Origin of the sequence: Kocuria turfanensis (assembly GCF_001580365.1) — a bacterium.
GTDB classification, from domain to species: domain Bacteria; phylum Actinomycetota; class Actinomycetes; order Actinomycetales; family Micrococcaceae; genus Kocuria; species Kocuria turfanensis.
Window position 1 is genome coordinate 1,177,687 of the sequence record NZ_CP014480.1, and the last position, 23,864, is coordinate 1,201,550.

A 23,864-nucleotide genomic window follows, 5' to 3' on the forward strand; every position below is an offset into this window, starting at 1 on the left:
GGACGACGGCGCCGGCCCCCGTGCCGGGGTCCGCGGGGACCCCGGCACGGGCGGGGCTCAGCCGCGGATGACCACCTCGGCGCGCTGGAACTCCTTGAGCTCCAGGTACCCGGTGGTGGCCATCGACCGGCGCAGCGCGCCCACGAGGTTGGAGGTGCCGTCCACGTGCCGGGAGGGGCCGAAGAGGACCTCCTGCAGCGGCCCGACCGTGCCCACCCGGGTGCGCAGTCCGCGCGGGAGCTGCCCGTGGTGGGCCTCCGCGCCCCAGTGCCAGCCCTGCCCGGGGGCCTCGGCCGTGCGGGCCAGGGCGGTGCCCAGCATCACGGCGTCGGCGCCCATCGCGAGGGCCTTGACGATGTCCCCGGAGACCCCCACGCCGCCGTCGGCGATGACGTGGACGTAGCGGCCGCCGGACTCGTCGAGGTAGTCCCGGCGGGCGGCGGCGACGTCGGAGATCGCCGTGGCCATGGCCGCGTGGATGCCCAGGGTGTTCTGGATCCGCATGGACGCGCCGCCGCCGAAGCCCACGAGCACCCCTGCCGCGCCGGTGCGCATGAGGTGCAGGGCGGGGGTGTAGCCGGCCGCGCCGCCCACGATGACCGGGACGTCGAGGTCGTAGATGAACTTCTTGAGGTCCAGGGGCTCCTGGTTGCGGGAGACGTGCTCCGCGGAGACCGTGGTCCCGCGGATCACGAAGACGTCCACCCCGGCGTCCAGGACCGTCCGGTAGTGCTCCACGGTGCGCTGCGGGGTGAGCGAGCCCGCCACGATCACGCCGGCCTCCCGGATCTGGGCGAGCCGGGCGGTGATCAGCTCGGGCTGCACCGGGGCCTCGTAGAGCTCCTGCATCCGGCGGGTCGCGGCCGGGGCGTCGTCGCCGGAGAGGTCCGCGATCTCGTCGAGCACCGGCTGCGGGTCCTCGTAGCGGGTCCACAGCCCCTCGAGGTCCAGCACGCCCAGTCCCCCGGCGCGGCCGAGGGCGATGGCCGTCTCCGGGGACGTGGCCGAGTCCATCGGGGCGCCCAGGAAGGGGATCGAGAACCGGTAGGCGTCGATCTGCCAGTCCGTGGAGACGTCCCGGGGGTCGCGGGTGCGGCGGGAGGGGACGAGGGCGATCTCGTCGAGGGAGAAGGTGCGGCGGGCGCGTTTGGACCGGCCGATCTCGATGTCGTAGCTCATGGTGTCCTTTCCGGAGGGTGCAGCGGACCGCCGCTCAGCGCTGGTAGTTGGGTGCTTCGACGGTCATGGTGATGTCGTGCGGGTGGGACTCCTTGAGCCCGGCGGGGGTGATGCGCACGAACCGGCCCTTGTGCTTGAGCTCCTCCAGGCTGTGGGCGCCCACGTAGAACATGGTCTGGCGCAGGCCGCCGTCGAGCTGGTGCACCACGGCCGAGAGCGGGCCCCGGTAGGGCACCTGGCCCTCGATGCCCTCGGGGATGAGCTTCTCGTCGCTGGAGACGTCGGCCTGGAAGTAGCGGTCCTTCGAGTAGGAGGTCTTCTTGCCGCGGGACTGCATGGCCCCCAGCGAGCCCATCCCCCGGTAGGTCTTGAACTGCTTGCCGTTGACGAAGATCAGCTCGCCCGGGGACTCGTCGCAGCCGGCGAGCAGGGAGCCGACCATGACGGAGTCCGCGCCGGCCACGAGGGCCTTGCCGATGTCGCCGGAGTACTGCAGGCCGCCGTCGGCGATCAGGGGCACGCCCGCCGGGATCGCGGCCTTGGCCGCCTCGTTGACGGCGGTGACCTGGGGCACGCCCACGCCGGCGATGATGCGGGTCGTGCAGATCGAGCCGGGGCCCACGCCGACCTTCACGGCGTCCGCGCCGGCGTCGACGATGGCCTGCGCGCCGTGCCGGGTGGCGGCCTGGCCGCCGATCACGTCCACGTGGGCGGCGGCGGGCTCCGCCTTGAGCCGGGCGACCATCTCGAGCACGCCCTGGGAGTGGCCGTTGGCGGTGTCGATGAACAGCGCGTCCACCCCGGCCTCCACGAGGGCCATGGCGCGCTCGAAGCCGTCGCCGAAGAAGCCGACGGCGGCGCCGACGCGCAGGCGTCCCTCGTCGTCCTTCGTGGCGTACGGGTACTGCTCGGCCTTGGTGAAGTCCTTGATGGTGATCAGCCCGGTGAGCCGGCCGGCGTCGTCGACCAGCGGGAGCTTCTCGATCTTGTTCGAGGCCAGCAGGGCGTGGGCGTCGTCCTTGGCCATCCCCACCTTGCCGGTGATCAGGGGCATGGGCGTCATGATCTCGTGCACCCGGCGCTTCGGGAAGTCGCTCTCCGGCAGGTAGCGGGTGTCCCGGTTGGTGATGATGCCCAGCAGCTTCTGCTCCGCGTCCACGACCGGCAGCCCGGAGACCCGGTAGTAGCCGCAGAGCCGGTCGAGCTCCTCGAGGGTCGCGTCCGGGGAGATGGTCACGGGGTCGGTGATCATGCCCGACTCGCTGCGCTTGACCCGGTCCACGTGCTCCGCCTGGTCCTCGATCGAGAGGTTGCGGTGGATCACGCCCAGGCCGCCCTGGCGGGCCATCGCGATGGCCATCGGGGACTCGGTGACGGTGTCCATGGCGGCGGACAGCAGCGGCACCTCCAGGGTGATGCGCCGGGACAGCCGGGTGCGCGTCGAGGCCTCCGACGGGATGACGTCCGTGTTGCCGGGCAGCAGCAGGACGTCGTCGTAGGTCAGCCCGGTGAACCCGAACGGGTCCTCGGACAGGGCGGTGGGGACGGCGGTATCCGACACGGTGGGGCCTTTCAGCTTCGAGGGAGTCCCGTCCATTCTACGGGCCTGCCGCCGCGCCGGACCGGCCGGCGGCCGGGCTGTGCCCGGTCTCACGGTGCCGGGCGGGGAGCGACGCCGTCGGCGGCCAGGGCCTCCCGGACCCGCTCGACGAACATGGGGGCCAGCGTGCGCACGTACTCGACGGTGAGGTGGTTGTTGTCCCAGTAGGTGTACACGTTGCCGACGACCGGTGGGCAGCGTCCGTCCGGGCAGATCAGGTCCCCCATGTCGACCATCGACACCCGGTCCAGCTCGTCGGCCACCGGTGCCAGCGGGCTGTCCGGGCCCAGGATCACGTGGGAGGCGGCGCACTCGGCGGCGTCGGCGCCGTGGTCCACAGCGCACTGGGCGGGGACGAAGTCGAAGCGGGCGTTGTCCCGCAGCCCGATGACCTGGATGCCGCGCTCGGCCAGGCCGCGGATGCGCTGCTCCATCCCGGGGGTGAACTGCTCCTCGTCCTCGTCCGTGCTGCGGGTGCCCTGCAGCAGCACCAGGTCCGGTCCCACGGCCTCGACCACGGGGTCGGTGCCCTCCAGCCAGCGGGCGCAGGCCTCGTGGTCGGCCACCTGCTCCTCGACGGTGGAGTACATGCAGTTGCCGCGGATGTAGGTGACCACCCGCCAGTCGTTGGCCTCGGCCAGCTCCTCGACCGCCGGGATCCACATGTGCACGTGGCTGTTGCCGACGACCAGGAGGGTCGCGGCGGGCTCGGCGTTCGGGACGGTGTCGAAGCACCACTGCTGGTGGCGCTCGGAGATCCCCAGTTCCGCGGGACAGGGCTCGCCCAGCCCGGGCTTCCGGTAGTGGTCCCCGGTGACCACCGGGATGGCCGGTGCGTCCGGGTCGGCCTGGCCGCGGTACCCGGGCAGCAGGACCGCGGCCCCGGGGTTGTTGCGGTCCGCCTCGGCGAGGATCGCGGTGGCCCGGCGGTCCTCGGCGTGCTGCAGGGACAGCACCGGGGCCGCGACCAGGGCCAGGCAGAGCACCACGACCCCGGCCAGCCGCCGCTTGGACTGCTCCGGCCAGGACCAGGCCCTGAGCCGGTCCTCGACGAAGCGGGTGAGCAGCACGGCCAGCAGCACCGACAGCAGCACCAGCAGCACTCCCGACCGGGGTCCGGCCATGGGGCGGTCGCGCAGCACCAGGTAGGTGATCAGCAGCGGCCAGTGCACCAGGTACAGCGCGTAGGAGGCGTCCCCCAGCCGCACCAGCGGCTTCGAGGCCAGGACCCGGTCCAGCCCGAACCGGGACCCGGAGCGCCCGGCCACGATGATCGCCGCCGCCGAGGCCAGCGGCCACAGCGCGATCCACCCCGGGAACGCCCCCTGCACGTCCACCAGCACCCCCACCGAGACCATGCTCACCAGCCCGGCCCAGCCCAGCACCACCCGCACCCTGGGCGAGGGCCGCAGATACGGCAGCGCCAGAGCCAGCAGCGAGCCCAGGGCGAACTCCCACAACCGGGTGCGGGTGTCGAAGTAGGCGAACTCCTGCTGGGCGGCCGTGGAGTGCACCGACCACGCCAGGGAGACGGCGAAGATCGTCCCGAACAGCACCGCCAGCACCGGCACCGGCCGCCACCCCCGCCACCGGCCCAGCAGCCAGGCCACCCCGAAGACCAGCGGCCACACCAGGAACACCTGCCCCTGCACCGACAGCGACCAGAAGTGCTGGAACGGGGAGGCCGTGGAGTGGTCGGCGGCGTAGTAGTCCACCGCGTTCAGCGCCAGCGCCCAGTTCTCCACGTAGAACACCGAGGCCAGCCCCTCGGCCCGCCAGCGTCCGACGTCGTAGGCCGGATAGAGCAGCTCGACGAGCAGCAGGGTGCCGAGCACGGTGAGCGCGGCCAGGGGCAGCAGCCGCTTGAACACGTGCAGCCAGTAGCGCCCGATCGCCAGCGGCCGGCCCGACTCCAGCTTGCGCACGAAGGACAGGGTGAGGAAGAACGCCGAGATCAGCAGGAACACGTCCACCCCGCCGGAGACCCGCCCGAGGAACACGTGGTAGAGCACCACCAGCAGCACCGCCACGAACCGCAGCCCCTGCACCTCCGGGCGGAAGCCGGAGTACCGGGCCACCCGCCGGGCCGTGGCCGGGTCGCCGGCGCCGGGCGCCCCCGCGGCCGAGGCCGACGAGGGCCCGTCGGCGGGCCGCGGGGCACCGGTGCGCACCGTGCTCACGAGACGGCCCCGGATCCGGCGGCCCCGAGGAGCCGCTCCTCGAGGGCGGGGGCCATGGTCCGCGCGTAGGTCCAGGTCAGGTGGTGCGGGTCGAAGAAGACGAAGGCGTTGCCCACCACGGGCCGGCACAGGCCCTCGGGGCAGATCAGGTCCGTGAGGTCCAGGGAGGTGAACCCGGGGCGGTCGCGGAGGGCGTCGGCGGGATTCACCGGGGCCAGCACCTGTGCCACGGGGACCTGGCACCGGGCCGCGTCCTCGCCGTGGGTCTGCGCGCACTCGTAGGGGTTGAAGTCGAAGCGGGGGTTGTCGCGGAAGCCGACGACCTCGATCCCCTGGCCGGTCAGGCGGTCGACCAGCTCCGGGAAGCCTCCGACCATGGCCTCCGCGGATCCGTCCATCCGGGCCGCGTAGGTCGACGTCGTCAGGACCATGTCCGGGTCGAGGCGCTCCACGTAGTCGAGGGCCGCCTCGTTGCCCTCGTGGCACGCGTCGCCCTCCGGCCGGACGGCGAAGGCGCAGCCGGGCTGCAGGACGGCGACGAGCTGCCAGCCGCGCTCCTCCGCCAGGGGGATCACCGCGCCCATGAACTGCTCCATGTGGGAGTTGCCGACCACCAGGACGGTGCGCTCGGGGTCCGGCAGGGCCGGGGTCTGGCGGCAGTGCTGCTCGAGCAGCTCCTGCTCCGGGGCGAAGCGCCCCGAGCAGGGCTCGGGCAGCCCCACCCACTCCTCCTGCAGCGCGGAGGCCAGCGGCAGCGTGGGCGCCTCCGGGTCGCCGCGGAACTCGAAGCCCGGCTGCAGCACGGCCGCCCCGGGGCTGTTGCGGGCGGCCTCCTCCGCGAGCAGCGCGGCGCGCCGGGCGTCGGCCTGCTGCCAGGCCAGCACCGGGACGGCCACCAGGGCCAGGCTCACCGCCACCGACACCGCCAGCCGCCGCTTGGTGCGCTCCGGCCACGCCCAGCGCTGGAACGGGCGCTCCACCAGGGCCGTGGCGAGCACCGCCAGCACCAGGGAGACGAGGATGATGACCACGCCCGACCGCGGCCCGGCCACCGGCCGGTCCCGGAGCACCAGGTAGGTGATCAGCAGCGGCCAGTGCACCAGGTACAGCGCGTAGGAGGCGTCCCCCAGCCGCACCAGCGGCTTCGACGCCAGGACCCGGTCCAGCCCGAAGGGGGACCCCGACCGGCCGGCCACGATGATCGCCGCCGCCGAGAGCAGCGGCCACAGCGCGATCCACCCCGGGAACGCCCCCTGCACGTCGATGAGCACCCCGACCGAGACCATGCTCAGCATCCCGGCCCAGCCCAGGGCCACGCGCGCCGCCCGGGGCGGGCGCAGGTAGGGCACCGCCAGGGCCAGCAGCGAGCCCAGGGCGAACTCCCACAGCCGGGCGCGGGTGTCGAAGTAGGCGAAGGCCTGCTGGGCGGCGGTGCTGTGCACCGACCACGCCAGCGAGACCACGAACACGGCGCCGAACAGCACCGCCAGCACCGGCACCGGCCGCCACCCCCGCCACCGGCCCAGCAGCCAGGCCGCGGCGAAGACCAGCGGCCACAGCAGGAACACCTGCCCCTGCACCGACAGCGACCAGAAGTGCTGGAACGGGGAGGCGGTGGAGTCGTCGGCGGCGTAGTAGTCGACCTCGGCCCGGGCCAGGGCCCAGTTCTCCACGTAGAACACCGAGGCCAGCGCCTCGGTGCGGATCCGGTCGATCCGCGCCTCCGGGTAGAACAGCCACGCGAGCACGAGGGTGCCCAGGACGGTGAGCACGGCCAGGGGCAGCAGCCGCTTGAACACGTGCAGCCAGTAGCGGCCCAGGGCCAGCGGCTGGCCGGCCTCGAGCTTGCGCACGAAGGACAGGGTGAGGAAGAACGCCGAGATCAGCAGGAAGATGTCCACCCCGCCGGAGACCCGGTCGAGGAAGACGTGGTAGAGCACCACCAGCAGCACCGCCACGAAGCGCAGCCCCTGCACCTCCGGGCGGAACCCCGCGTAGCGGGCCACCCGCCGGGCGGTGACCGTGTCGGCCGGGGCCGGGACGCCCTGCTCGCGAAGGCTGGTCATGGGCATCTCCTGGGAACACCGTGCCGCCGAGGGGCGCGGGCAGTGGTCGGATGGGACCCCCGCACTCTACCGGAGGCGGCCGGGCACGGGCGGCAACGGCCGACGGACCCGCCCCGCGCGGGCGGGACGGGTCCGTCGGACGGGCGGCGCGGGTCAGTGCTGGTGGCCGTGCCCCGCGTCCTCGGCGGGCTTGTCCACCACGAGGGTCTCCGTGGTGAGCACGAGCGCCGCGATGGAGGCGGCGTTCTGCAGCGCCGAGCGGGTGACCTTGACCGGGTCGATGATGCCGGCGGCGACCATGTCGACGTACTCGCCGGCGGCGGCGTCGTAGCCGTGGCCGGGCTCCAGGTCGGCCACGCGGGAGGCGACCACGGCCCCGTCCTGGCCGGCGTTCTGCGCGATCCAGTACAGCGGCTGGCGCAGCGCGCGGCGGACGATGCCGAGCGCGGTCGCCGCGTCGCCGGTGAGCCCGAGGTCGGACTCGTCGAGGACCTTGGCCGCGTGCACCAGGGCGGTGCCGCCGCCGGAGACGATGCCCTGCTCGAGCGCCGCGCGGGTCGAGGACACGGCGTCCTCGATGCGGTGCTTGCGCTCCTTGGCCTCGACCTCGGTGGCCGCGCCGACCTTGATCACGGAGACGCCGCCGGCGAGGCGGGCGAGCCGCTCCTGGAGCTTCTCGCGGTCCCACTCGGAGTCGGTGCGCTCCACCTCGGCGCGGATCGTGGCGACGCGCTCCTGGATCTGCTCCGGGGTCCCGCCGCCGTCGACCACCGTGGTGGTGTTCTTGGTGACCGTGACGCGGCGGGCCGTGCCCAGCTGCTCCAGGGTCACCTGGTCGAGGCTGATGCCGAGCTCGGAGGTGATGAACTCGCCGCCGGTGAGCACCGCGAGGTCCTGCAGGATCGCCTTGCGGCGGTCGCCGAACCCGGGGGCCTTGAGCGCCACGACGTCGAGCGTGCCGCGCAGCTTGTTGACCACCAGGGTGGACAGGGCCTCACCCTCGACGTCCTCCGCGATGATGGTCAGCGGCTTCTTGGCCTGCAGGACCTTCTCCAGCACCGGCATGAGCTCCTGCACGGAGGAGATCTTGCCCTGGTACAGCAGCACCAGGGAGTTCTCCATGACCGCTTCCTGGCGCTCGGCGTCGGTCACGAAGGACGGGGACAGGTAGCCCTTGTCGAACTGCATGCCCTCGGTGACCTCGAGCTCCACCTCGGTGCTGGAGCCGTCCTCGACGGTGATGACGCCGTCCTTGCCGACCGTCTCGAAGGCCTGGGCGATGAGCTCCCCGATGGCGGGGTCCTGCGCGGAGATGGTCGCCACGTGGGCGACGTTGACGCCCTCGACCGGGCGGGCGTTGTCCAGCAGGCGCTGCGCGACGGCCTCGACGGCCTTCTCGATGCCGCGCTTGAGGCTCAGCGGGTCCGCCCCGGCGGCCACGTTGCGCAGGCCCTCCTTGACGAGCGCCTGGGCGAGCACGGTGGCGGTGGTGGTGCCGTCGCCGGCGACGTCGTTGGTCTTGGTCGCCACCTCCTTGGCGAGCTGCGCGCCGAGGTTCTCGTAGGGCTCGTCGAGCTCGACCTCCCGGGCGATGGTCACGCCGTCGTTGGTGATCGTGGGGGCGCCCCACTTCTTGTCGAGCACCACGTTGCGCCCGCGGGGGCCGAGGGTGACCTTGACGGTGTCGGCGAGCTTGTTGACGCCGTTCTCGAGGGACTTGCGGGCGGCATCGTCGAATGCCAGCTGCTTGGCCATGAGCGAAGAGCTCCTTCTGGGTGGCTGGTGGTCCAGCGGGGTTCGGGAATCGGGGACGACGAAGGGTGCCCGCCGCGGGCCCGCCGGGGAAGCGGGGCGCGCGGCGGGCACCCTTCGTCAGGACTGCGCGGTCTGCGCGGGGTCTACTTCTCGACGACGGCGAGGACGTCGCGGGCCGGGAGCACCAGGTACTCCTCGCCGTTGTACTTGACCTCGGTCCCGCCGTACTTGGAGAAGATCACGACGTCGCCCTCCTTGACGTCGACCGGGATGCGGTTGCCGGAGTCGTCGACACGGCCGGGGCCCACGGCCAGGACCTTGCCCTCCTGGGGCTTCTCCTTGGCGGTGTCCGGGATGACGAGGCCGGAAGCGGTGGTCTGCTCAGCGGCGAGCGGCTGAACGACGATGCGATCCTCGAGGGGCTTGATGGAGACCGACACGATCTCTCCTTCTCTGTAGGCGTGGAAAGCGGTGGGCGACCGCGGGCAGGGCCCGCCGTCGTGCTTCGGGCCGGTTGGCGCACCAACCGTCGTCGCGGTGCCGATCGATCGCCTGGCCCTTAGCACCCTCACCCGGAGAGTGCCAAGGCCGACTATAGGAGTCGCCTAGCAGTCGGTCAAGGCGAGTGCCAGCGCGGCGGAGCGGCCGATCCGCGTGCGGCCGAATTAGGGCACGCCGGTATTGCCCAATGATTTGCCTCCCCCGCCCGCGCCCTCTAGGTTGAGCGGTAAGGCAAGCCTTACCTCGGCCGAGAACCGGTGCCGCCCCCGACGTCCCGTGCACCCGCACCGGGGCGTCGCCCCGTGCGGAGCCCCGCCGTGCGCCCCGCCGGGGGCGGCGCGACGGGGCTCCGCAGCCGAATCCGCGCACGAAGGAACACCATGAACCGCACCCAGTACCCGGCCGCCCTCCTGGCCGCCGTCAGCGCCCTCGCCCTCACCGCCTGCGGTGGAGCACAGGGCAGCGAGACCGCGTCCACGGAGTCCTCCGCCGCCTCCACGGCCACGGCCGCGGTCGAGGTCGAGGACAACCACGGCACGCAGACCGTCGCCGCCCCGCCGTCCACCGTGGTCGCCACCGACAACCGCACCTTCGAGACGCTGGCCGACTGGGACGTCCGGCTGGCGGCCGCCCCGCGCGCCCTCATGCCGGACACCATCGCCTACGCCGACGACGAGTCCGTCACCGACATCGGCAACCACCGCGAGCCCGACCTCGAGGCCGTCGTCGCGGCGGACCCCGACCTCATCGTCAACGGTCAGCGCTTCGCGGACTACCGCGAGGACTTCGCCGACCTCGTGCCGGACGCCACCGTCGTGGAGCTCGACCCGCGGGAGGACCAGCCCCTCGACGAGGAGCTGAAGCGGCAGACCTCGGTGCTGGGCGAGATCTTCGACCGCACCGCGGAGGCCGAGGAGATCAACGGCGCCTTCGACGAGGCGATGCAGCGCGTCGTCGAGGGGTACCGGCCCGGCGACACGGTCATGGCGGTCACCGTCTCCGGCGGCGAGATCGGCTACGTCGCCCCGGGTGTGGGCCGGACCCTGGGCCCGCTGTTCGAGATCTTCGACTTCGCACCGGCCCTCGAGGTCGAGGGCGCCAGCGACGACCACCAGGGCGACGACATCTCGGTCGAGGCGATCGCGGACTCGAACCCCGACTGGATCCTGGTGATGGACCGCGACGCGGCGATCGCCGCCGACGACGCGGAGTTCACCCCGGCGCAGGAGGTCCTCGAGAACGCCGAGGCGCTGCAGGACGTCACCGCGGTGCGGGAGGACCACGTGGTCTACATGCCCAAGGACACCTACACCAACGAGGGCATCCAGACCTACACGGAGTTCTTCAACACCCTCGCCGACGCCATGGGCGAGCAGGACTGACCCGTCGTGCGGACGACGGTGGCGGGGCCTGCGACAGCGGGCACCACCACCGTCCCGCGCCGGGCACGAGGCCGGAGGAGAGGCTCCCCCATGACGACGACCACACCGCGACCCCGGAGCCGCACGGGCGGCAAGGGCGCACTGTTCGACCGGAAGCTGCTCGCCGGTGCGCTCGGGGTCCTGGCGCTGCTGGCCGCCTCCCTCCTCACGGGGGTCTACGACGTCTTCGGCGCCGAGGGCGGCGGCGCGATGTTCGCGATCACGCGGATCCCCCGCACCGTCGCCCTGGTGCTCGCCGGTGCGGCCATGGCGATGTCCGGGCTGGTGATGCAGCTGCTCACGCAGAACCGGTTCGTGGAGCCCACCACGACGGGCACCACCGAGTGGGCGGGGCTCGGGCTGCTCGTCGTCACGCTGCTGGTGCCCACCGCGAGCCTCCTCACCCGGATGACCGGGGCCGTGGCGGCGGCCTTCGTCGGGACCATGATCTTCTTCCTCTTCCTGCGCCGGGTGTCCCTGCGCTCCTCCCTCATCGTCCCCATCGTCGGGATCATGCTGGGCGCGGTGGTCGGCTCCGCCTCGACGTTCCTGGCGCTGCAGACCGACATGCTGCAGAACCTGGGGGTCTGGTTCGCCGGCAGCTTCACCTCGGTGCTGCGCGGCCAGTACGAGGTGCTGTGGATCGTGCTGCTGGTCGGCGTCGCGGTCTTCCTCGTGGCGGACCGGCTCACCGTCGCCGGGCTCGGTGAGGACGTCGCCACCAACGTCGGGCTGAACTACCACCGGACCGTCCTGCTCGGCACCGGGCTGATCGCGGTGGCCACCGGCGTCGTGACCGTCGTCGTCGGCAACCTGCCGTTCCTGGGCCTCATCGTCCCCAACATCGTCTCGATGGTCCGCGGCGACGACCTGCGCAGCAACCTGCCGTGGGTGTGCCTGCTGGGCATCGCCATCGTGACGGTGTGCGACCTGATCGGGAGGATCGTCATCATGCCGTTCGAGATCCCGGTGTCGGTGATCCTCGGGATCGTCGGCGCCGTCGTGTTCGTCCACCTGCTCCTGAGGCAGCGTCGACGTGTCTGACGCCGTGCTCGCGACCCCGACCGCCCCGGCGGCACCGCCGGCGCCCGGCGCCCGGCGCGGCACCGGCCCCTTCCCCACGCCGCGGGCCCGGCGGCGGTACTGGACCGTCGTGGCCGTGCTGGCCCTCGCCTCGGCGGGCTTCGCCTTCGGCCTGCTCGCCTGGGACAACCCGATGCCGGTGGGCTCGGACGGCTTCTGGCGGATCGCGGAGCGCCGGGCCACCGGCGTCGTCATCATGGCGGTCGTGGCCTTCTGCCAGGCGATGGCCACCGTGAGCTTCCAGACGGCCACGACCAACCGCATCATCACCCCGTCGATCATGGGCTTCGAGTCCCTCTACGTGGCGATCCAGACCTCCACGGTCTACTTCCTGGGCGCCGCCGGGATCCTCGTCCTGCAGGGCGTGCCGCAGTTCCTCCTGCAGGTCGCCCTCATGGTGGCCCTGTCCCTCGCCCTCTACGGGTGGCTGCTCTCCGGCCGGTACGGGAACCTGCACGTCATGCTGCTCGTGGGCATCATCGTCGGCGGAGGGCTCGGCTCGGTCTCGACGTTCATGCAGCGCCTGCTCTCCCCCAGCGACTTCGACGTGCTCTCCGCCCGGCTGTTCGGCTCCGTGACGAACGCCCACGCCGACTACCTGCCCGTGGCCGTCCCGCTGTGCCTGCTGGCCGGCGGCCTGCTGTGGTCCGGCTCCCGCCGGCTCGACGTGCTCGCCCTCGGGCGGGAGGCCAGCCTGAACCTCGGGGTGCGGCACCGCGCCGAGGTCATGCGCACGCTCTTCCTCGTCTCCGTCCTCATGGCGGTCTCCACCGCGCTGGTGGGCCCGATGACGTTCCTGGGCTTCCTGGTGGCGACCCTCGCCTACCAGTTCGCCGACACGTACGACCACCGCCGGGTCTTCCCGGTGGCGGTCCTCACCGGCTTCCTCGTCCTCACCGGCGCCTACTTCGTGCTCCACCACGTCTTCTACGCCCAGGGCGTGGTCTCGATCATCATCGAGCTCGTCGGCGGCTCCGTCTTCCTCTACGTCATCCTCCGAAAGGGCCGGCTGTGATCACCCTCACCAACGTGCGCAAGGACTACGGGGGCGAGGTCACCATCGGCCCCGTGGACCTGGAGATCCCCTCGGGCGGGATGACCGCCCTGGTCGGCCCCAACGGCGCGGGCAAGTCCACGCTCCTGACCATGATCGGGCGGCTGCTCGGCCTCGACGCCGGCACCATCGACATCGCCGGCTACGACGTGGCCCGCACGAAGTCCAAGGACCTCGCCCGGATCGTGTCCGTCCTGCGCCAGGAGAACCACTACGTCACGCGGCTCACGGTGCGGCAGCTGGTCGGCTTCGGACGGTTCCCGCACAGCCACGGCCGGCTGACCGCGCTGGACGAGGAGGTCGTCAGCACCTACATCGACTTCCTCGGGCTGCGGCCGCTGGAGCACCGCTACCTCGACCAGCTCTCGGGCGGACAGCGCCAGCGCGCCTACGTGGCCATGGTCCTGGCCCAGGAGACCGACCACGTGCTGCTGGACGAGCCCCTGAACAACCTGGACATGCGCCACGCCGTGTCGATGATGCAGCACCTGCGGCGGGCCTGCGACGAGATGGGCCGCACCATCCTCATCGTCCTGCACGACGTCAACTTCGCCAGCCACTACGCCGACCGGATCTGCGCCGTGAAGGACGGCCGGGTCGCCGAGTTCGGCGAGCCGCGGGAGATCATGGACGACGCCGTCCTCAGCCGCGTCTTCGAGACCCCGGTGACCGTCATCGACGGCCCGCGGGGCCGGCTCGCCGCGTTCTACTGACCGCCCGGCGCCCGGGCGCACCGGGCCGGGGCCGGGGCCGGATAGGGTGGCCCCATGCGCGACGAGGCCACCGACATCGCACCCCTGCTCACGGACGAGGGGCGCCGGCTGCTCGCGGAGACCGGCCCCTACGACGCCGACGACGCGCTCGCGGCGGCGACCCGGCTGCGGGCCCGGGGGCACGACGCCGAGCTCGTCGCCGCGGTGCTCACCCAGGCGAGGCTGCGCACGCGGGCGCGCGCCAAGTTCGGGGACTTCGCCGAGCAGATGCTGTTCACCCGGGCCGGCCTCGAGCAGGCCACCCGGCTGCGCGTGGCCGTCCTGCACGCCCGCCGCTTCGCCGACGCCGGGCTCGCCCACGTGGCCGACCTCGGCTGCGGCATCGGCGCCGACGCCCTCGCCCTGGCCTCCCTGGACCGGCGGGTCACCGCGGTGGAGCTGGACGAGACCACGGCGGCCGTGGCCCTGCTCAACCTCCGCCCCTTCCCCGAGGCCACGGTGCTGCACGGGGACGCCGCCTCCCTGGACCTCGACGCGCTCCCCGGCGGGCCGCCGGACGGGGTGTGGCTGGACCCGGCCCGGCGCGAGACGTCGTCGTCCGGGACCCGCCGGATCTTCGACCCCGAGGCGTTCTCCCCGCCGCTGTCCTTCGTCGAGGCGCTCGCCGCGCGGGGGCTGCCCGTGGGCGTGAAGCTGGGCCCCGGCATCCCCCACGAGGCGGTGCCGGCCGGGTGCGAGGCGCAGTGGGTCTCCGACCGCGGGGACGTGGTCGAGGCCGTGCTGTGGTTTAACGCCGTGGCCCGGCCCGGGGTCCGGCGGGCGGCCCTCGTGCTCTCCGAGCACGGGTCCACGGAGCTCACCAGCCCGGAGGACCTCGACCCCGCCCACGCGGACGCGGTGGTGGGCCCGGTGGGGTCGTACCTGTACGAGCCGGACGGCGCGGTGATCCGCGCGGGCCTCGTCACCGACCTCGCCCGCCGGCTGGGCGCGCGGCTGATCCACCCGCGGATCGCCTACCTGAGCTCCGACGAGCTGGTCCGCACGCCGCTGGCCCGCGCCTACCGGGTGCGGGAGGTGCTCCCGCACACCGTCAAGGTGCTCAAGCGGTGGGTGCGGGAGCACGAGGTGGGCACCCTCGAGATCAAGAAGCGGGGCACCGACGTCACCCCCGAGCAGCTGCGCCGCCAGCTCGCGCCGAAGGGACCCGGCCGGGCCACCCTCGTGCTCACCCGCACGGGCCCGGCGTCCGCCCCGGACGGCGGGCCGGGGACCGGGGCCGGCGCCGGGGAGCGGCGCGTCGTGCTCGTCGTCGAAACCGTAGACTGAGGGCTCCGCGGGCGAAAGGGCCCGCACCCGACCGGGCGATCCGGCCCGCACCCCGCGGGCCGACGCGCCCGCAGAGCACGGAGGACCTGCCGCGTGGAGATCTCGTTCGCCCGCTCCGACCAGTCGACGCTGGGCGTCGAGTGGGAAATCGCCCTGGTGGACGGCACCACGGGCGATCTCGTGCCCCGCGGCCGGGAGACGTTCGAGGCGGTCCTGGAGGCCCACCCCGAGTGGGGCACCGACGGCGACCACCCGCAGCTCACCGGGGAGTTCCTGCTCAACACCGTCGAGATGGTCACCGGGGTGTGCCGTGACGTCGCCCACTCCACCGAGCAGCTGGCGGCCATGATGGACGAGATCCGCAGGGTCACCGACCCGCAGGGCCTCGAGATCTTCGCCGCCGGCACCCACCCCTTCGCGCGCTGGCAGGACCAGCAGGTCACCGACAAGCAGCGCTACCACAAGCTGGTGGAGCGGACCCAGTACTGGGGCCGGCAGATGGTCATCTACGGGGTGCACGTGCACGTGGGCCTGGACGCGCGGGCCAAGGCCCTGCCGGTGCTCGACGGGCTGCTGACCTACTACCCGCACCTGCTGGCCCTGTCCTCCAACTCTCCCTTCTGGGCCGGGGAGGACACCGGCTACGCGTCCCAGCGCTCCATGATCTTCCAGCAGCTCTCCACCGCCGGGCTGCCCTACCACTTCCCCTCCTGGGACGCCTACGAGCAGTGCATCGAGGACATGGTCTCCACCGGGATCATCGAGGAGCTCAGCGAGGCGCGCTGGGACGTGCGCCCCGTGCCGCGGCTGGGCACGGACGAGGTGCGGTTCTGCGACGGGCTCTCGACCCTGTGGGAGGTCGGGGCGCTCACCGCCCTCACCCAGTGCCTCGCCGAGTCCCTGTCCCGCGACGTCGAGGCCGGCCGGGAGCCCGCCCGGCTGCGGCCGTGGCACATCCAGGAGAACAAGTGGCGGGCCGCCCGCTACGGCCTGGACGCCGAGGTGATCACCGGCCCGCACAACACCGAGCGGGACCTGCGCGAGGACCTGATCGGCCTGCTCGACCGGCTCGAGCCCGTCGCCGCGCGGCTGGGCTGCGCGCAGGAGCTCTCCGACGTGGAGCGGATCCTGCGGGAGGGCGCCGGCTACCAGCGCCAGCGGGCCGTGGCCCGCGCCCACGGGGGCGACCTGCGCGCCGTCGCCCTCGACATCGTGCGCCGCACCCGCGAGAACGACTGACCGTCCCGTCCGGCCGAGCCCGCGCGGGCTCCCGTCCCCCACAGGTGGCAGACATGACCGAACCGACCCGACCGGGCAGCACCGTGCCGCAGGGCCCCGTCCTGCAGATCGGCGCCCTGCACCCCCTGGTGGAGGACACCCTCACCACCGAGTTCTCGGCGCTGCGCCTGCCCGCGGCACGCCGGGACCGGGAGGAGTTCCTGGACCGGCACGCCGGGGAGGTGCGCGTGGCTGTGTGCTCCGGGCGCACCGGCGTGGACCGGGAGCTCATGGGCCGCCTGCCCCGCCTCGAGGCCGTCGTGCACTTCGGCGTCGGCTACGACGGGACGGACGCCGCCGAGGCCGCCGCGCGCGGGATCCGGATGAGCAACACCCCCGACGTGCTCACCGACGCCGTGGCGGACACCGCGCTGGCCCTCTACCTCGACGTGCTGCGCCGGTTCTCCGCCGCCGACCGCTTCGTGCGCCGCGGGGAGTGGGAGACGACCGGCAACTACCCGCTGACCGTGCACGCCTCCGGCCGCCGCGTCGGGATCCTCGGCCTCGGCCGGATCGGCCGGGCCGTGGCCCACCGCCTCACCGCGCTCGGCTGCGAGATCCACTACCACAACCGGCGGCCGGTCCCCGGCGTCGGGCACCGCTACCACGGCTCCCCCGCGGAGCTCGCCGCGGCCGTCGACGCCCTGGTGGTCGCCGTGCCCGGCGGCCCGGACTCCGCGGCGCTGGTCGACGCCGCGGTCCTGGACGCCCTCGGCCCCCAGGGCTTCCTGGTCAACGTCGCCCGCGGCGCGGTCGTGGACGAGACCGCGCTCGTCGCTGCCCTGGAGGAGGGCCGCCTGGCCGGGGCCGGTCTGGACGTGTACCGCGCCGAGCCGCACGTGCCGGCCGCGCTGCGCCGGCTCGAGAACGTGGTGCTGCTGCCGCACGTGGGCAGCGCCACGGTGCAGACGCGCCGGGCGATGGCCGAGCTGACCCTGCGCAACCTCCGCAGCTGGCTCGCCGACGGCACCCTGGTCACGCCCGTGGCCTGACCGGCCGCCGCCCGGCTCAGACGGAGACGGTGGTGACGGGCAGGGAGGAGTCGGCGGCGAAGCCCAGGCCCGAGGGCTCGCGGCCCTCGGCCACGACCCGGGCCGCGAGGGCCGCGACCATCGCCCCGTTGTCGGTGCACAGGGAGAGCTTCGGGACGACCAGCTCGATCCCGTGCGCGGCGCAGCGCTCGGCGGTGAGTTCCCGCAGCCGCGAGTTGGCGGCCACTCCCCCGCCCAGCAGCAGCGTGCCGAGCCCCTGCTCGGTGCACGCGAGCACCGCCTTGCGCGTGACGACGTCGGCCACGGCTTCCTGGAAGGACGCGGCGACGTCCGCGACCGGCACCGCCCGGCCCTCGGCCTCGTGCGCCTCGACCACGCGGGCCACCGCTGTCTTGAGCCCGGAGAAGGAGAAGTCGTAGCGGTGCGGGCCGGGCCGCTCGGCCGAGCCCAGGTACTTGCCCGCGGTCAGCCCGCGCGGGAAGCGGAAGGCCGTGGGGTCCCCGGACCGGGCGGCGGCGTCGATGGCCGGACCGCCCGGGTAGGCCAGCCCCAGGACCCGGGCCACCTTGTCGTAGGCCTCGCCGGCCGCGTCGTCGATCGTGGCCCCGAGCAGCCGCACGTCCCGGGAGAGGTCGTCGACGGCGAGGATCTCGGTGTGCCCGCCGGAGACCAGCAGCGCGCCCAGGTCCCGGGGCAGGCCGTCGTCGAAGCCGCCCCGGAAGCCCTCGATCCCCGAGTCCTCCAGCACACCCACGCTGACGTGGGCCACCAGGTGGTTGACGGCGTACAGCGGCTTGCCGGTGGCCACGGCGAGCGCCTTCGCGGCGGCGACGCCCACCATGAGCGCCCCGGCCAGGCCGGGCCCGGAGGTCACGGCCAGGGCGTCGAGCTCGGCCAGGCCCACACCGGCCCGGTCCAGGGCCTCGCGCAGGGTGGGCACGAGGGCGTCGAGGTGGGCCCGGGAGGCGATCTCGGGGATCACGCCCCCGAACCGGGCGTGCTCGTCCATCGAGGAGGACACGACGTTGGCGAGCAGCGTGCGCCCGCGCACGATCCCGACGCCGGTCTCGTCGCAGGAGGACTCGATGCCCAGCACCAGCGGTCCGTCGGTCATCGGTCGTCCTCCGTGGGGTGGGTCGGGGCCGGGGTGCTCGGGGGCTCCGGGGCGGTGAGGTCCAGGCGCATGATCAGCGCGTCGGTGCCGTCCCGGTAGTAGCGGGGCCGGGTGTGGATGTGCTCGTAGCCGAAGCGGCGGTAGAGCCGCTGGGCGCGGGGGTTGTCGGCGCGGACCTCGAGCAGCACCTCGGTGGCGCCGAGCTCGCGGGCCTGCCCGTGCAGGGTGCGCAGCAGCGCCGAGCCGATCCCGCGGCCCTCGTGCTCGGGCAGCACCGCGATGGTCTGGACGTCGCCGACCGGGCGGATGCACATCAGTCCCGCGTAGCCGACGATCCGGTCGTCCTGCTCGGCCACCCAGTACCAGCACACGGGCTGGGCCAGCTCGGCGGAGAACATCTCCAGCGGCCAGGCGTCGGCCGGGAAGAGGTCCTGCTCCAGGGCGTGCACCACGGGGACGTCCTGGGCGGTCATCCGGCGCAGGGTCCAGGGCGGCTGCGGGGCGGCGCTCACGCGAGGGCCTTCTTCCGGGGGCCGGGGACCTTCGCGTCGGACTCGCGCAGGTACAGGGGGGTCGTGTCCGGGCCCGGCTCCTCGCCGCGGGCGCGCAGGCGCAGCGCGGCGAGCCCGAGCGACGCCGCCGAGGGCTGGGCCCCGGCGAACGCCGGCACGGGCAGCGCCAGCCGCTCCGCCCAGATCCCCGCGCCGCGGCCGTAGGCGGGCAGCGCCGGGAGCTGCTCCGCGGCGGCGACCCCCGGCCCGGCGACCCGCCGCGGGCCGTCGGGGTCGAGGGCGTAGCGGGCCCAGTAGACCTCCTTGCGGCGGGCGTCGGTGAGCACGAGGAACTCCTCGTGGCCGGCCGCCCGGGCGTGCTCGGCGGCGTCCTGCGCCAGGGCCTCCAGGCTCATCAGGCCGTGCAGCGGCAGGTCCCAGGCGAAGGCGAGGGCCCGGGCGGTCGCGATCCCGGCGCGCAGCCCGGTGAAGGGGCCGGGACCGGTGCCCACGAGCACGCCGTCGAGCCCGGCGCCGGTCAGGCCGTGCCCGTCCAGCAGGTCGCGGACGGCGGGGGCCAGCACCTCGGCGTGGGAGCGGGTGTCGGGGCTCACGAAGGAGCCGGCGATCTCACCCGCGCCGGTCACGAGCGCGGCGGAGGCGACGGCGGAGGAGTCCAGGCACAGGAGAAGCACCCGGCCATTCTAGTGCCCGGGCGCGGGGCTCTCCGCGGGCGGCTCCAGGGACGGGGGGCCGCCCGCCCAGCGCGGGCCGATCCCGGTCAGCGTGATCCGGCGCGGCTCGGCGTCCTCGTCCTCCTGCCCGTGCTCGTCCACGGTGCCGCCGACGGGCGCGGCGCCCACCGCGCGCTCCAGCACGATCTCCAGGCGGGAGTCGGCGAGGTGCTCGACCTTCCCGGCCCCCCACTCCACCACGGTGACGGCCGAGTCCACGGTGTCCTCGAGGTCGATGTCGTCGACCTCCGCCGCGCTGCCCAGCCGGTAGGCGTCGACGTGCACGAGGTCCGGGCCGCCGGGGCGGGACCCGTCCGGGACGTTGGGGTGGCGCCGCACCAGCACGAACGTGGGCGAGATGATGCCGGGGCGCACCCCCAGCCCCCGGCCCAGCCCCTGGGTGAAGGTCGTCTTGCCCGCGCCGAGCTCGCCCGTGAGGACCAGCAGGTCCCCGGCGCGCAGCCCGGCGCCGAGCCGCTCGGCCAGGGCCTGGGTCCGCTCCGGGCCGTCCACGGTCAGGCTCAGGGTCCACTCGCTCATGCCCGCTCCTCCCCATCAGCGGCCGAGCCGTCCACGCGCCCCGGGGTCCCGTCCCCCGCGCTGCGGCGTCCTGGGCCGGTGCGCCCCGGGTCCTCGTGCTCCGGGTCCGCCGGGCGGTCCACGTGCACCCGCGGCACACGGGGCGAGACGCGGGTGACGATCTCGTAGTTGATGGTGCCGGCGGCGTCCGCCCAGGCCGACGCGGAGGGGTCGTCCCCCGCCCCGAACAGGACGGCCTCCGCGCCCAGCAGCCCGTGCTCGGGCGCGGACAGGCCGGGGGCGCCCAGGTCCACCACGAGCTGGTCCATCGCGATCCGCCCGACCTCCGGATAGGTGCGCCCCTGGATGCGCACCGGCCCGCCGGTCCCGGAGCGCGGCACGCCGTCGGCGTAGCCCAGCGGGATCAGCGCGAGGGTGGTGGGCCGCTCGGTCACGTAGCCCAGCCCGTAGGAGACGCCCTGCCCGGCGGGGACCTCCTTGACCGCGCTGACGGTGCTGCGCAGGGTCATGGCCGGCACCAGGCCGAGCTGCCGCGGAGTGCGGTCGGGGAACGGGGAGAGCCCGTACAGGCAGACGCCCACGCGGACCATGTCCAGGAGCATGTCCTCCGGGCGTTCCAGGCCGGCGGCCTGGAACAGGCCCGGGGAGTTCGCGGCGTGCCGCAGCGCGGGCCGCAGCCCGGCGGCGCGCGCCGTGTCCACGGCCGCGCGGAAGCGCTCGAGCTGCTCCCGGGTCTCGGGCCGGGAGGGCTCGTCGGCCACGGCCAGGTGGGTGAACACGCCGGTGACCCGCACGAGACCCTGGGCCTCGGCCTGCGCGGCGCGGCGCACGAGCTCGGGCCACCGTTCGGCCGTCGCGCCGTTGCGGCCCAGCCCGGTGTCGATCTTGAGGTGGATCCGCGCCGGCCGGCCGAGCGCCCGCGCGGCCTCGGCGACCGGGCCGAGCTCCCACCCGCTGACGCCGAGCTCGACGTCCTGGGCGAGGGCGGCGCGGAAGTCCGTGTCCACGGTGTGCAGCCACGCGAGCACCGGGGCGGTGATCCCCGCCGCGCGCAGGGTGAGGGCCTCGGCGACGTGGGCGACGCCCAGGGCGTGCGCGCCCGCCTCCAGGGCGGCGCGGGCCACGGGCACGGCCCCGTGGCCGTAGGCGTCCGCCTTGACCACGGCCATCAGCCGCGCGGGGCCGGCCAGGTCCCGGATCCGGCGCACGTTGGCGCGGACCGCGGCGAGATCGACCACGGCGCTGCGCTCGGGCCGGACGCCGCCGGAGAGCTCCCCGGAGACGTGTCCGGAGAAGGTCCCGGAGAAGGTCCCGGGGAGGTCACCGGAGGGGACGCCGGGGGTGGCGGCGCCGGGCGGAGGGAACGGGACGGGCTCAGCACGGTTCACGGGTCCCATTCTCGCACCCGGCCGACCGCGTCCCGGCTCAGAGCCGGGAGGCGTCCACGACGACGTCCACGCTCACCACGTCCCCGTCGTCCTTGTCCCCGCGCACGCGCGCCGGCACGGCGAGCAGCCACCCGGCCCGGGAGTCCCGCCAGACGCTGGTGGACCACGTCGTGCCGTCGACCGTGGCCGTCACCGGGACCCGGCCGAAGGGACCGCGCACGTCGGGGGCGTGCTCCTCCGGCACCGGCGCGAACACCCACGCGCCGGGGCCCGGGTACCGCCGCAGGACCGCTCGGAAGGCCATGGCCGGAGGGTACCAGCGGGCGCCGACACGGGGCGGGGTCCGGGCCGGGGACTACAGTGGAGCCGTGTCCGACGCTCCGCTGCACGTCCTGCTGATCAGCCTGCACACCAGTCCCCTCGAGCAACCGGGGTCCGGTGACGCGGGCGGGATGAACGTCTACGTGCACCAGCTCGCCGGGGCGCTGGTGGACGCGGGGCACACGGTGGACATGGCCACCCTGGACCGGGACCCCGGCGCGCCGCGCACCGCGGGGATGCGGGCGTCCCGCATCCGCGAGGGCCTGCGGCTGCTCACGGTCTCGCTGCCCGGGGCGGCCGGCGCCGCGAAGGAGGACCTCCCGGGACTGACCGGCGCCTTCGCCGAGGTGCTCCGCGCCGAGGCCTCCCGCCCGGACGTGGTGCACGCCCACTACTGGCTCTCCGGGGCCGTGGGCCGGGAGCTCGCCGACGACTGGCGCGTGCCCCTGGTGCTCACCCTGCACACCACGGCCCTGGGCAAGAACCTGCGGACCCGGGCCGACGAGGGGCTGGAGCCCGCCGCCCGTGCCGAGGCGGAGGCCGAGCTGATCGCACGGGCCGAGGCCACCGTGGTCAACACCCGCACCGAGGCCCTGCAGATGGTCGAGCTCTACGACGCCGATCCGGCGCGGCTGACCGTGATCATGCCCGGCGTCGACCTCTCCGCCTTCTCCCCGCCGGAGCCCGGCGGGAACCGCCGGGCCGGGCCCCGGCCCGGCTCCCCGGGCCGCCCGCTGCGGGTGCTCTTCGCCGGCCGGCTGCAGGCCCTCAAGGGCCCGCACGTGCTGGTGGACGCGCTCGCCCGGATCCGCGCGGACGCCCCCGGGGTGCCGGTCGAGCTCGAGATCGTGGGCGTGGGCACCCGCCGGTTCACGGCCGGGCTGCAGCAGCAGGTGCGCGAGCTGGGGCTGGAGGACGCGGTGGGCTTCGGCCCCGCCCTGCCGGCCCCGCAGCTGGCGGAGCGGATGCGCCGCGCCGACGTGGTGGCCGTGCCCTCCTCCTCCGAGACGTTCGGCCTCGTGGCGCTGGAGGCCCAGGCCTGCGGCACCCCGGTGCTCGCCACGGACGTGGACGGGCTGCGCACCGCCGTGCTCGACGGGGTCACCGGGCGGCTGGTCGCGGACCGCGACCCCGCGTCGTGGGCGCACGCCCTCCTCGGGCTCGGTCGCGACCCGGAGGCCCTGGCGCGCATGGGCGCCGCGGCGGCCCGCCGCGCCCGGGAGCACTCCTGGGAGCGCACCGCCCTGGCCACGGCCGAGGTCTACGCCCGGGTCCGGGACCGCGTGCGGGTACGCCACGGTAGCCGGTGGTGCGTGAATACACTCGAACGGTGACGACTTCGTTCCTTCCCCCCGCCGACCTCGCCCGCCACCTCGACCGCCACCGTCTCACCGGAGCGGTGGCCACCCCCCGGGAGGCGAACCTGCGCAACATCCAGGGGTTCCTCGACGGCGACCAGCACCAGCACATGGGCGTGGTCCGCACCCGGGACTGGACCTACGACGAGGTGTTCGCGCTCATGCGCGACCGGGTCGGCATCTCGCCCGACCGCTCCCACGTGGAGGGCCAGGACACGATCTCCGCCGAGCTCGCCGTCGCCGCGCTGGAGCGCTACGCGCGCGTGCTCGGGGAGGTGGTCGCCGCCGGCGGGCGCGTGCTCTTCGCCACGGGCCACCCGGCCGGGCTGTTCCCCGTCTACGCGCAGCTGGCGCGCGTGGCCCGCCGCGCGGGCGCCCACGTCGTCCGGGTCCCGGACGGCTTCGCCTTCGAGGACGGCGACGTGCGCCAGATCGAGCACGTGGTGATGGTCGAGCAGTACGGGGGCCTGCGGCACACCCACTTCCCCGGGCCGATGTCCCTGGCCCTGGAGAAGCTGCGCCGCGACGGGCAGAACCCGCCGGACCTCGTGGTCGCCGACCACGGCCTCGCCGGGGCGGCCGGCTCGCGCGGGCTGCGGACGATCGCGATCGCCGACTGCAACGACCCCGGGGTGTTCGTCGCCGAGGCGCAGGGCCAGGTGGAGGTCGCCGTCCCGCTCGACGACAATCTGCCGCCGCGTCTCTACGACCCCGTCACCGCGTTCGTGCTGCGCCGCGCCGGCCTCGAGGACTACGTGTAGGCCCCGCCG

At 74.2% G+C, this 23,864-nt stretch carries 21 protein-coding genes; 9 read left to right on the plus strand and 12 right to left on the minus strand.

Features of this window, described 5'->3' with window-relative positions:
* Positions 1 to 57 precede the first annotated feature (57 nt).
* The 6 genes from AYX06_RS05400 to groES all read right to left on the minus strand — a co-directional run bounded on the left by AYX06_RS05400 (position 58) and on the right by groES (position 9,220).
* Positions 58 to 1,179: a GuaB3 family IMP dehydrogenase-related protein gene (locus tag AYX06_RS05400; protein ID WP_047801800.1), complete on the minus strand. Its 1,122-nt coding sequence runs from the start codon at positions 1,177 to 1,179 to the stop codon at positions 58 to 60.
* A 34-nt stretch (positions 1,180 to 1,213) separates the two neighbouring features.
* Entirely contained in the window at positions 1,214 to 2,776 is a 1,563-nt protein-coding gene (gene guaB / locus AYX06_RS05405) for an IMP dehydrogenase (protein WP_084271467.1), read from the minus strand.
* 53 nt (positions 2,777 to 2,829) lie between these two features.
* Positions 2,830 to 4,959 carry an acyltransferase family protein gene (locus AYX06_RS05410; RefSeq protein WP_186815585.1) on the minus strand — a complete coding sequence of 710 codons (2,130 nt, stop codon included), beginning with the start codon at positions 4,957 to 4,959 and terminating at the stop codon, positions 2,830 to 2,832.
* A complete protein-coding gene (locus AYX06_RS05415; protein ID WP_062734916.1) occupies positions 4,956 to 7,025 on the minus strand; it encodes an acyltransferase family protein in 2,070 nt (689 codons plus the stop codon). The genes AYX06_RS05410 and AYX06_RS05415 overlap by 4 nt, the downstream gene beginning before the upstream one ends.
* A gap of 153 nt (positions 7,026 to 7,178) precedes the next feature.
* Positions 7,179 to 8,780: a chaperonin GroEL gene (gene groL / locus AYX06_RS05420; RefSeq protein WP_062734917.1), complete on the minus strand. Its 1,602-nt coding sequence runs from the start codon at positions 8,778 to 8,780 to the stop codon at positions 7,179 to 7,181.
* A gap of 143 nt (positions 8,781 to 8,923) precedes the next feature.
* Positions 8,924 to 9,220, minus strand: coding sequence for a co-chaperone GroES (gene groES / locus AYX06_RS05425; RefSeq protein WP_047801805.1), 297 nt, complete (start codon positions 9,218 to 9,220; stop codon positions 8,924 to 8,926).
* A 441-nt stretch (positions 9,221 to 9,661) separates the two neighbouring features.
* On the opposite strand from groES, the gene AYX06_RS05430 reads away from it, so the two are divergent.
* The 7 genes from AYX06_RS05430 to AYX06_RS05460 all read left to right on the plus strand — a co-directional run bounded on the left by AYX06_RS05430 (position 9,662) and on the right by AYX06_RS05460 (position 17,148).
* Positions 9,662 to 10,663 (plus strand): siderophore ABC transporter substrate-binding protein, encoded by a 1,002-nt coding sequence (locus tag AYX06_RS05430; RefSeq protein ID WP_062734918.1) that lies wholly within the window; start codon positions 9,662 to 9,664, stop codon positions 10,661 to 10,663.
* Positions 10,664 to 10,753: 90 nt separating this feature from the next.
* A complete protein-coding gene (locus AYX06_RS05435) occupies positions 10,754 to 11,746 on the plus strand; it encodes an ABC transporter permease (RefSeq protein ID WP_062734919.1) in 993 nt (330 codons plus the stop codon).
* Positions 11,739 to 12,800 carry an iron chelate uptake ABC transporter family permease subunit gene (locus AYX06_RS05440; protein WP_084271468.1) on the plus strand — a complete coding sequence of 354 codons (1,062 nt, stop codon included), beginning with the start codon at positions 11,739 to 11,741 and terminating at the stop codon, positions 12,798 to 12,800. Before AYX06_RS05435 ends, AYX06_RS05440 begins: the two co-directional genes overlap by 8 nt.
* Positions 12,797 to 13,552, plus strand: a complete 756-nt coding sequence (locus AYX06_RS05445) for an iron ABC transporter ATP-binding protein (RefSeq protein WP_062734920.1) — start codon at positions 12,797 to 12,799, stop codon at positions 13,550 to 13,552. Before AYX06_RS05440 ends, AYX06_RS05445 begins: the two co-directional genes overlap by 4 nt.
* Before the next feature lie 54 nt (positions 13,553 to 13,606).
* Positions 13,607 to 14,878 (plus strand): class I SAM-dependent methyltransferase, encoded by a 1,272-nt coding sequence (locus AYX06_RS05450; RefSeq protein ID WP_062734921.1) that lies wholly within the window; start codon positions 13,607 to 13,609, stop codon positions 14,876 to 14,878.
* 93 nt (positions 14,879 to 14,971) lie between these two features.
* Positions 14,972 to 16,117, plus strand: coding sequence for a glutamate--cysteine ligase (locus AYX06_RS05455; RefSeq protein WP_062734922.1), 1,146 nt, complete (start codon positions 14,972 to 14,974; stop codon positions 16,115 to 16,117).
* 53 nt (positions 16,118 to 16,170) lie between these two features.
* Positions 16,171 to 17,148 (plus strand): 2-hydroxyacid dehydrogenase, encoded by a 978-nt coding sequence (locus AYX06_RS05460; RefSeq protein ID WP_062734923.1) that lies wholly within the window; start codon positions 16,171 to 16,173, stop codon positions 17,146 to 17,148.
* 16 nt (positions 17,149 to 17,164) lie between these two features.
* Here AYX06_RS05460 and tsaD read toward each other — a convergent pair whose 3' ends face one another.
* The 6 genes from tsaD to AYX06_RS05490 all read right to left on the minus strand — a co-directional run bounded on the left by tsaD (position 17,165) and on the right by AYX06_RS05490 (position 21,719).
* Positions 17,165 to 18,262: a tRNA (adenosine(37)-N6)-threonylcarbamoyltransferase complex transferase subunit TsaD gene (tsaD, locus tag AYX06_RS05465; protein WP_062734924.1), complete on the minus strand. Its 1,098-nt coding sequence runs from the start codon at positions 18,260 to 18,262 to the stop codon at positions 17,165 to 17,167.
* Positions 18,259 to 18,735, minus strand: a complete 477-nt coding sequence (gene rimI / locus AYX06_RS05470; RefSeq protein WP_062736902.1) for a ribosomal protein S18-alanine N-acetyltransferase — start codon at positions 18,733 to 18,735, stop codon at positions 18,259 to 18,261. The genes tsaD and rimI overlap by 4 nt, the downstream gene beginning before the upstream one ends.
* Positions 18,736 to 18,770: 35 nt before the next feature.
* Positions 18,771 to 19,448 (minus strand): tRNA (adenosine(37)-N6)-threonylcarbamoyltransferase complex dimerization subunit type 1 TsaB, encoded by a 678-nt coding sequence (gene tsaB / locus AYX06_RS05475; protein WP_062734925.1) that lies wholly within the window; start codon positions 19,446 to 19,448, stop codon positions 18,771 to 18,773.
* Positions 19,449 to 19,457: 9 nt separating this feature from the next.
* A complete protein-coding gene (tsaE, locus tag AYX06_RS05480; protein WP_062734926.1) occupies positions 19,458 to 20,027 on the minus strand; it encodes a tRNA (adenosine(37)-N6)-threonylcarbamoyltransferase complex ATPase subunit type 1 TsaE in 570 nt (189 codons plus the stop codon).
* Positions 20,024 to 21,265 carry an alanine racemase gene (gene alr, locus AYX06_RS05485; protein ID WP_084271732.1) on the minus strand — a complete coding sequence of 414 codons (1,242 nt, stop codon included), beginning with the start codon at positions 21,263 to 21,265 and terminating at the stop codon, positions 20,024 to 20,026. Before alr ends, tsaE begins: the two co-directional genes overlap by 4 nt.
* Positions 21,266 to 21,452: 187 nt before the next feature.
* Positions 21,453 to 21,719, minus strand: a complete 267-nt coding sequence (locus tag AYX06_RS05490; protein WP_062734927.1) for a DUF1905 domain-containing protein — start codon at positions 21,717 to 21,719, stop codon at positions 21,453 to 21,455.
* A gap of 64 nt (positions 21,720 to 21,783) precedes the next feature.
* On the opposite strand from AYX06_RS05490, the gene AYX06_RS05495 reads away from it, so the two are divergent.
* On the plus strand, positions 21,784 to 23,070 hold the full coding sequence (locus AYX06_RS05495; protein ID WP_062734928.1) for a glycosyltransferase: 1,287 nt from the start codon (positions 21,784 to 21,786) through the stop codon (positions 23,068 to 23,070).
* The gene (locus AYX06_RS05500) at positions 23,067 to 23,855 is read left to right on the plus strand and encodes a phosphatase (RefSeq protein WP_062734929.1); all 789 of its coding nucleotides are present in this window, start codon (positions 23,067 to 23,069) and stop codon (positions 23,853 to 23,855) included. Before AYX06_RS05495 ends, AYX06_RS05500 begins: the two co-directional genes overlap by 4 nt.
* The last annotated feature ends 9 nt before the right edge of the window (positions 23,856 to 23,864 follow it).

Coding starts and splice junctions, on each gene's coding strand:
- AYX06_RS05400 (WP_047801800.1), bottom strand. CDS start 1,179: ATGAGCTACGACATCGAGATCGGCCGGTCCAAACGCGCCCGCCGCACC.
- guaB (WP_084271467.1), bottom strand. CDS start 2,776: ATGGACGGGACTCCCTCGAAGCTGAAAGGCCCCACCGTGTCGGATACC.
- AYX06_RS05415 (WP_062734916.1), bottom strand. CDS start 7,025: ATGACCAGCCTTCGCGAGCAGGGCGTCCCGGCCCCGGCCGACACGGTC.
- groL (WP_062734917.1), bottom strand. CDS start 8,780: ATGGCCAAGCAGCTGGCATTCGACGATGCCGCCCGCAAGTCCCTCGAG.
- AYX06_RS05430 (WP_062734918.1), top strand. CDS start 9,662: ATGAACCGCACCCAGTACCCGGCCGCCCTCCTGGCCGCCGTCAGCGCC.
- AYX06_RS05435 (WP_062734919.1), top strand. CDS start 10,754: ATGACGACGACCACACCGCGACCCCGGAGCCGCACGGGCGGCAAGGGC.
- AYX06_RS05450 (WP_062734921.1), top strand. CDS start 13,607: ATGCGCGACGAGGCCACCGACATCGCACCCCTGCTCACGGACGAGGGG.
- AYX06_RS05460 (WP_062734923.1), top strand. CDS start 16,171: ATGACCGAACCGACCCGACCGGGCAGCACCGTGCCGCAGGGCCCCGTC.
- tsaD (WP_062734924.1), bottom strand. CDS start 18,262: ATGACCGACGGACCGCTGGTGCTGGGCATCGAGTCCTCCTGCGACGAG.
- rimI (WP_062736902.1), bottom strand. CDS start 18,735: ATGACCGCCCAGGACGTCCCCGTGGTGCACGCCCTGGAGCAGGACCTC.
- tsaE (WP_062734926.1), bottom strand. CDS start 20,027: ATGAGCGAGTGGACCCTGAGCCTGACCGTGGACGGCCCGGAGCGGACC.
- AYX06_RS05490 (WP_062734927.1), bottom strand. CDS start 21,719: ATGGCCTTCCGAGCGGTCCTGCGGCGGTACCCGGGCCCCGGCGCGTGG.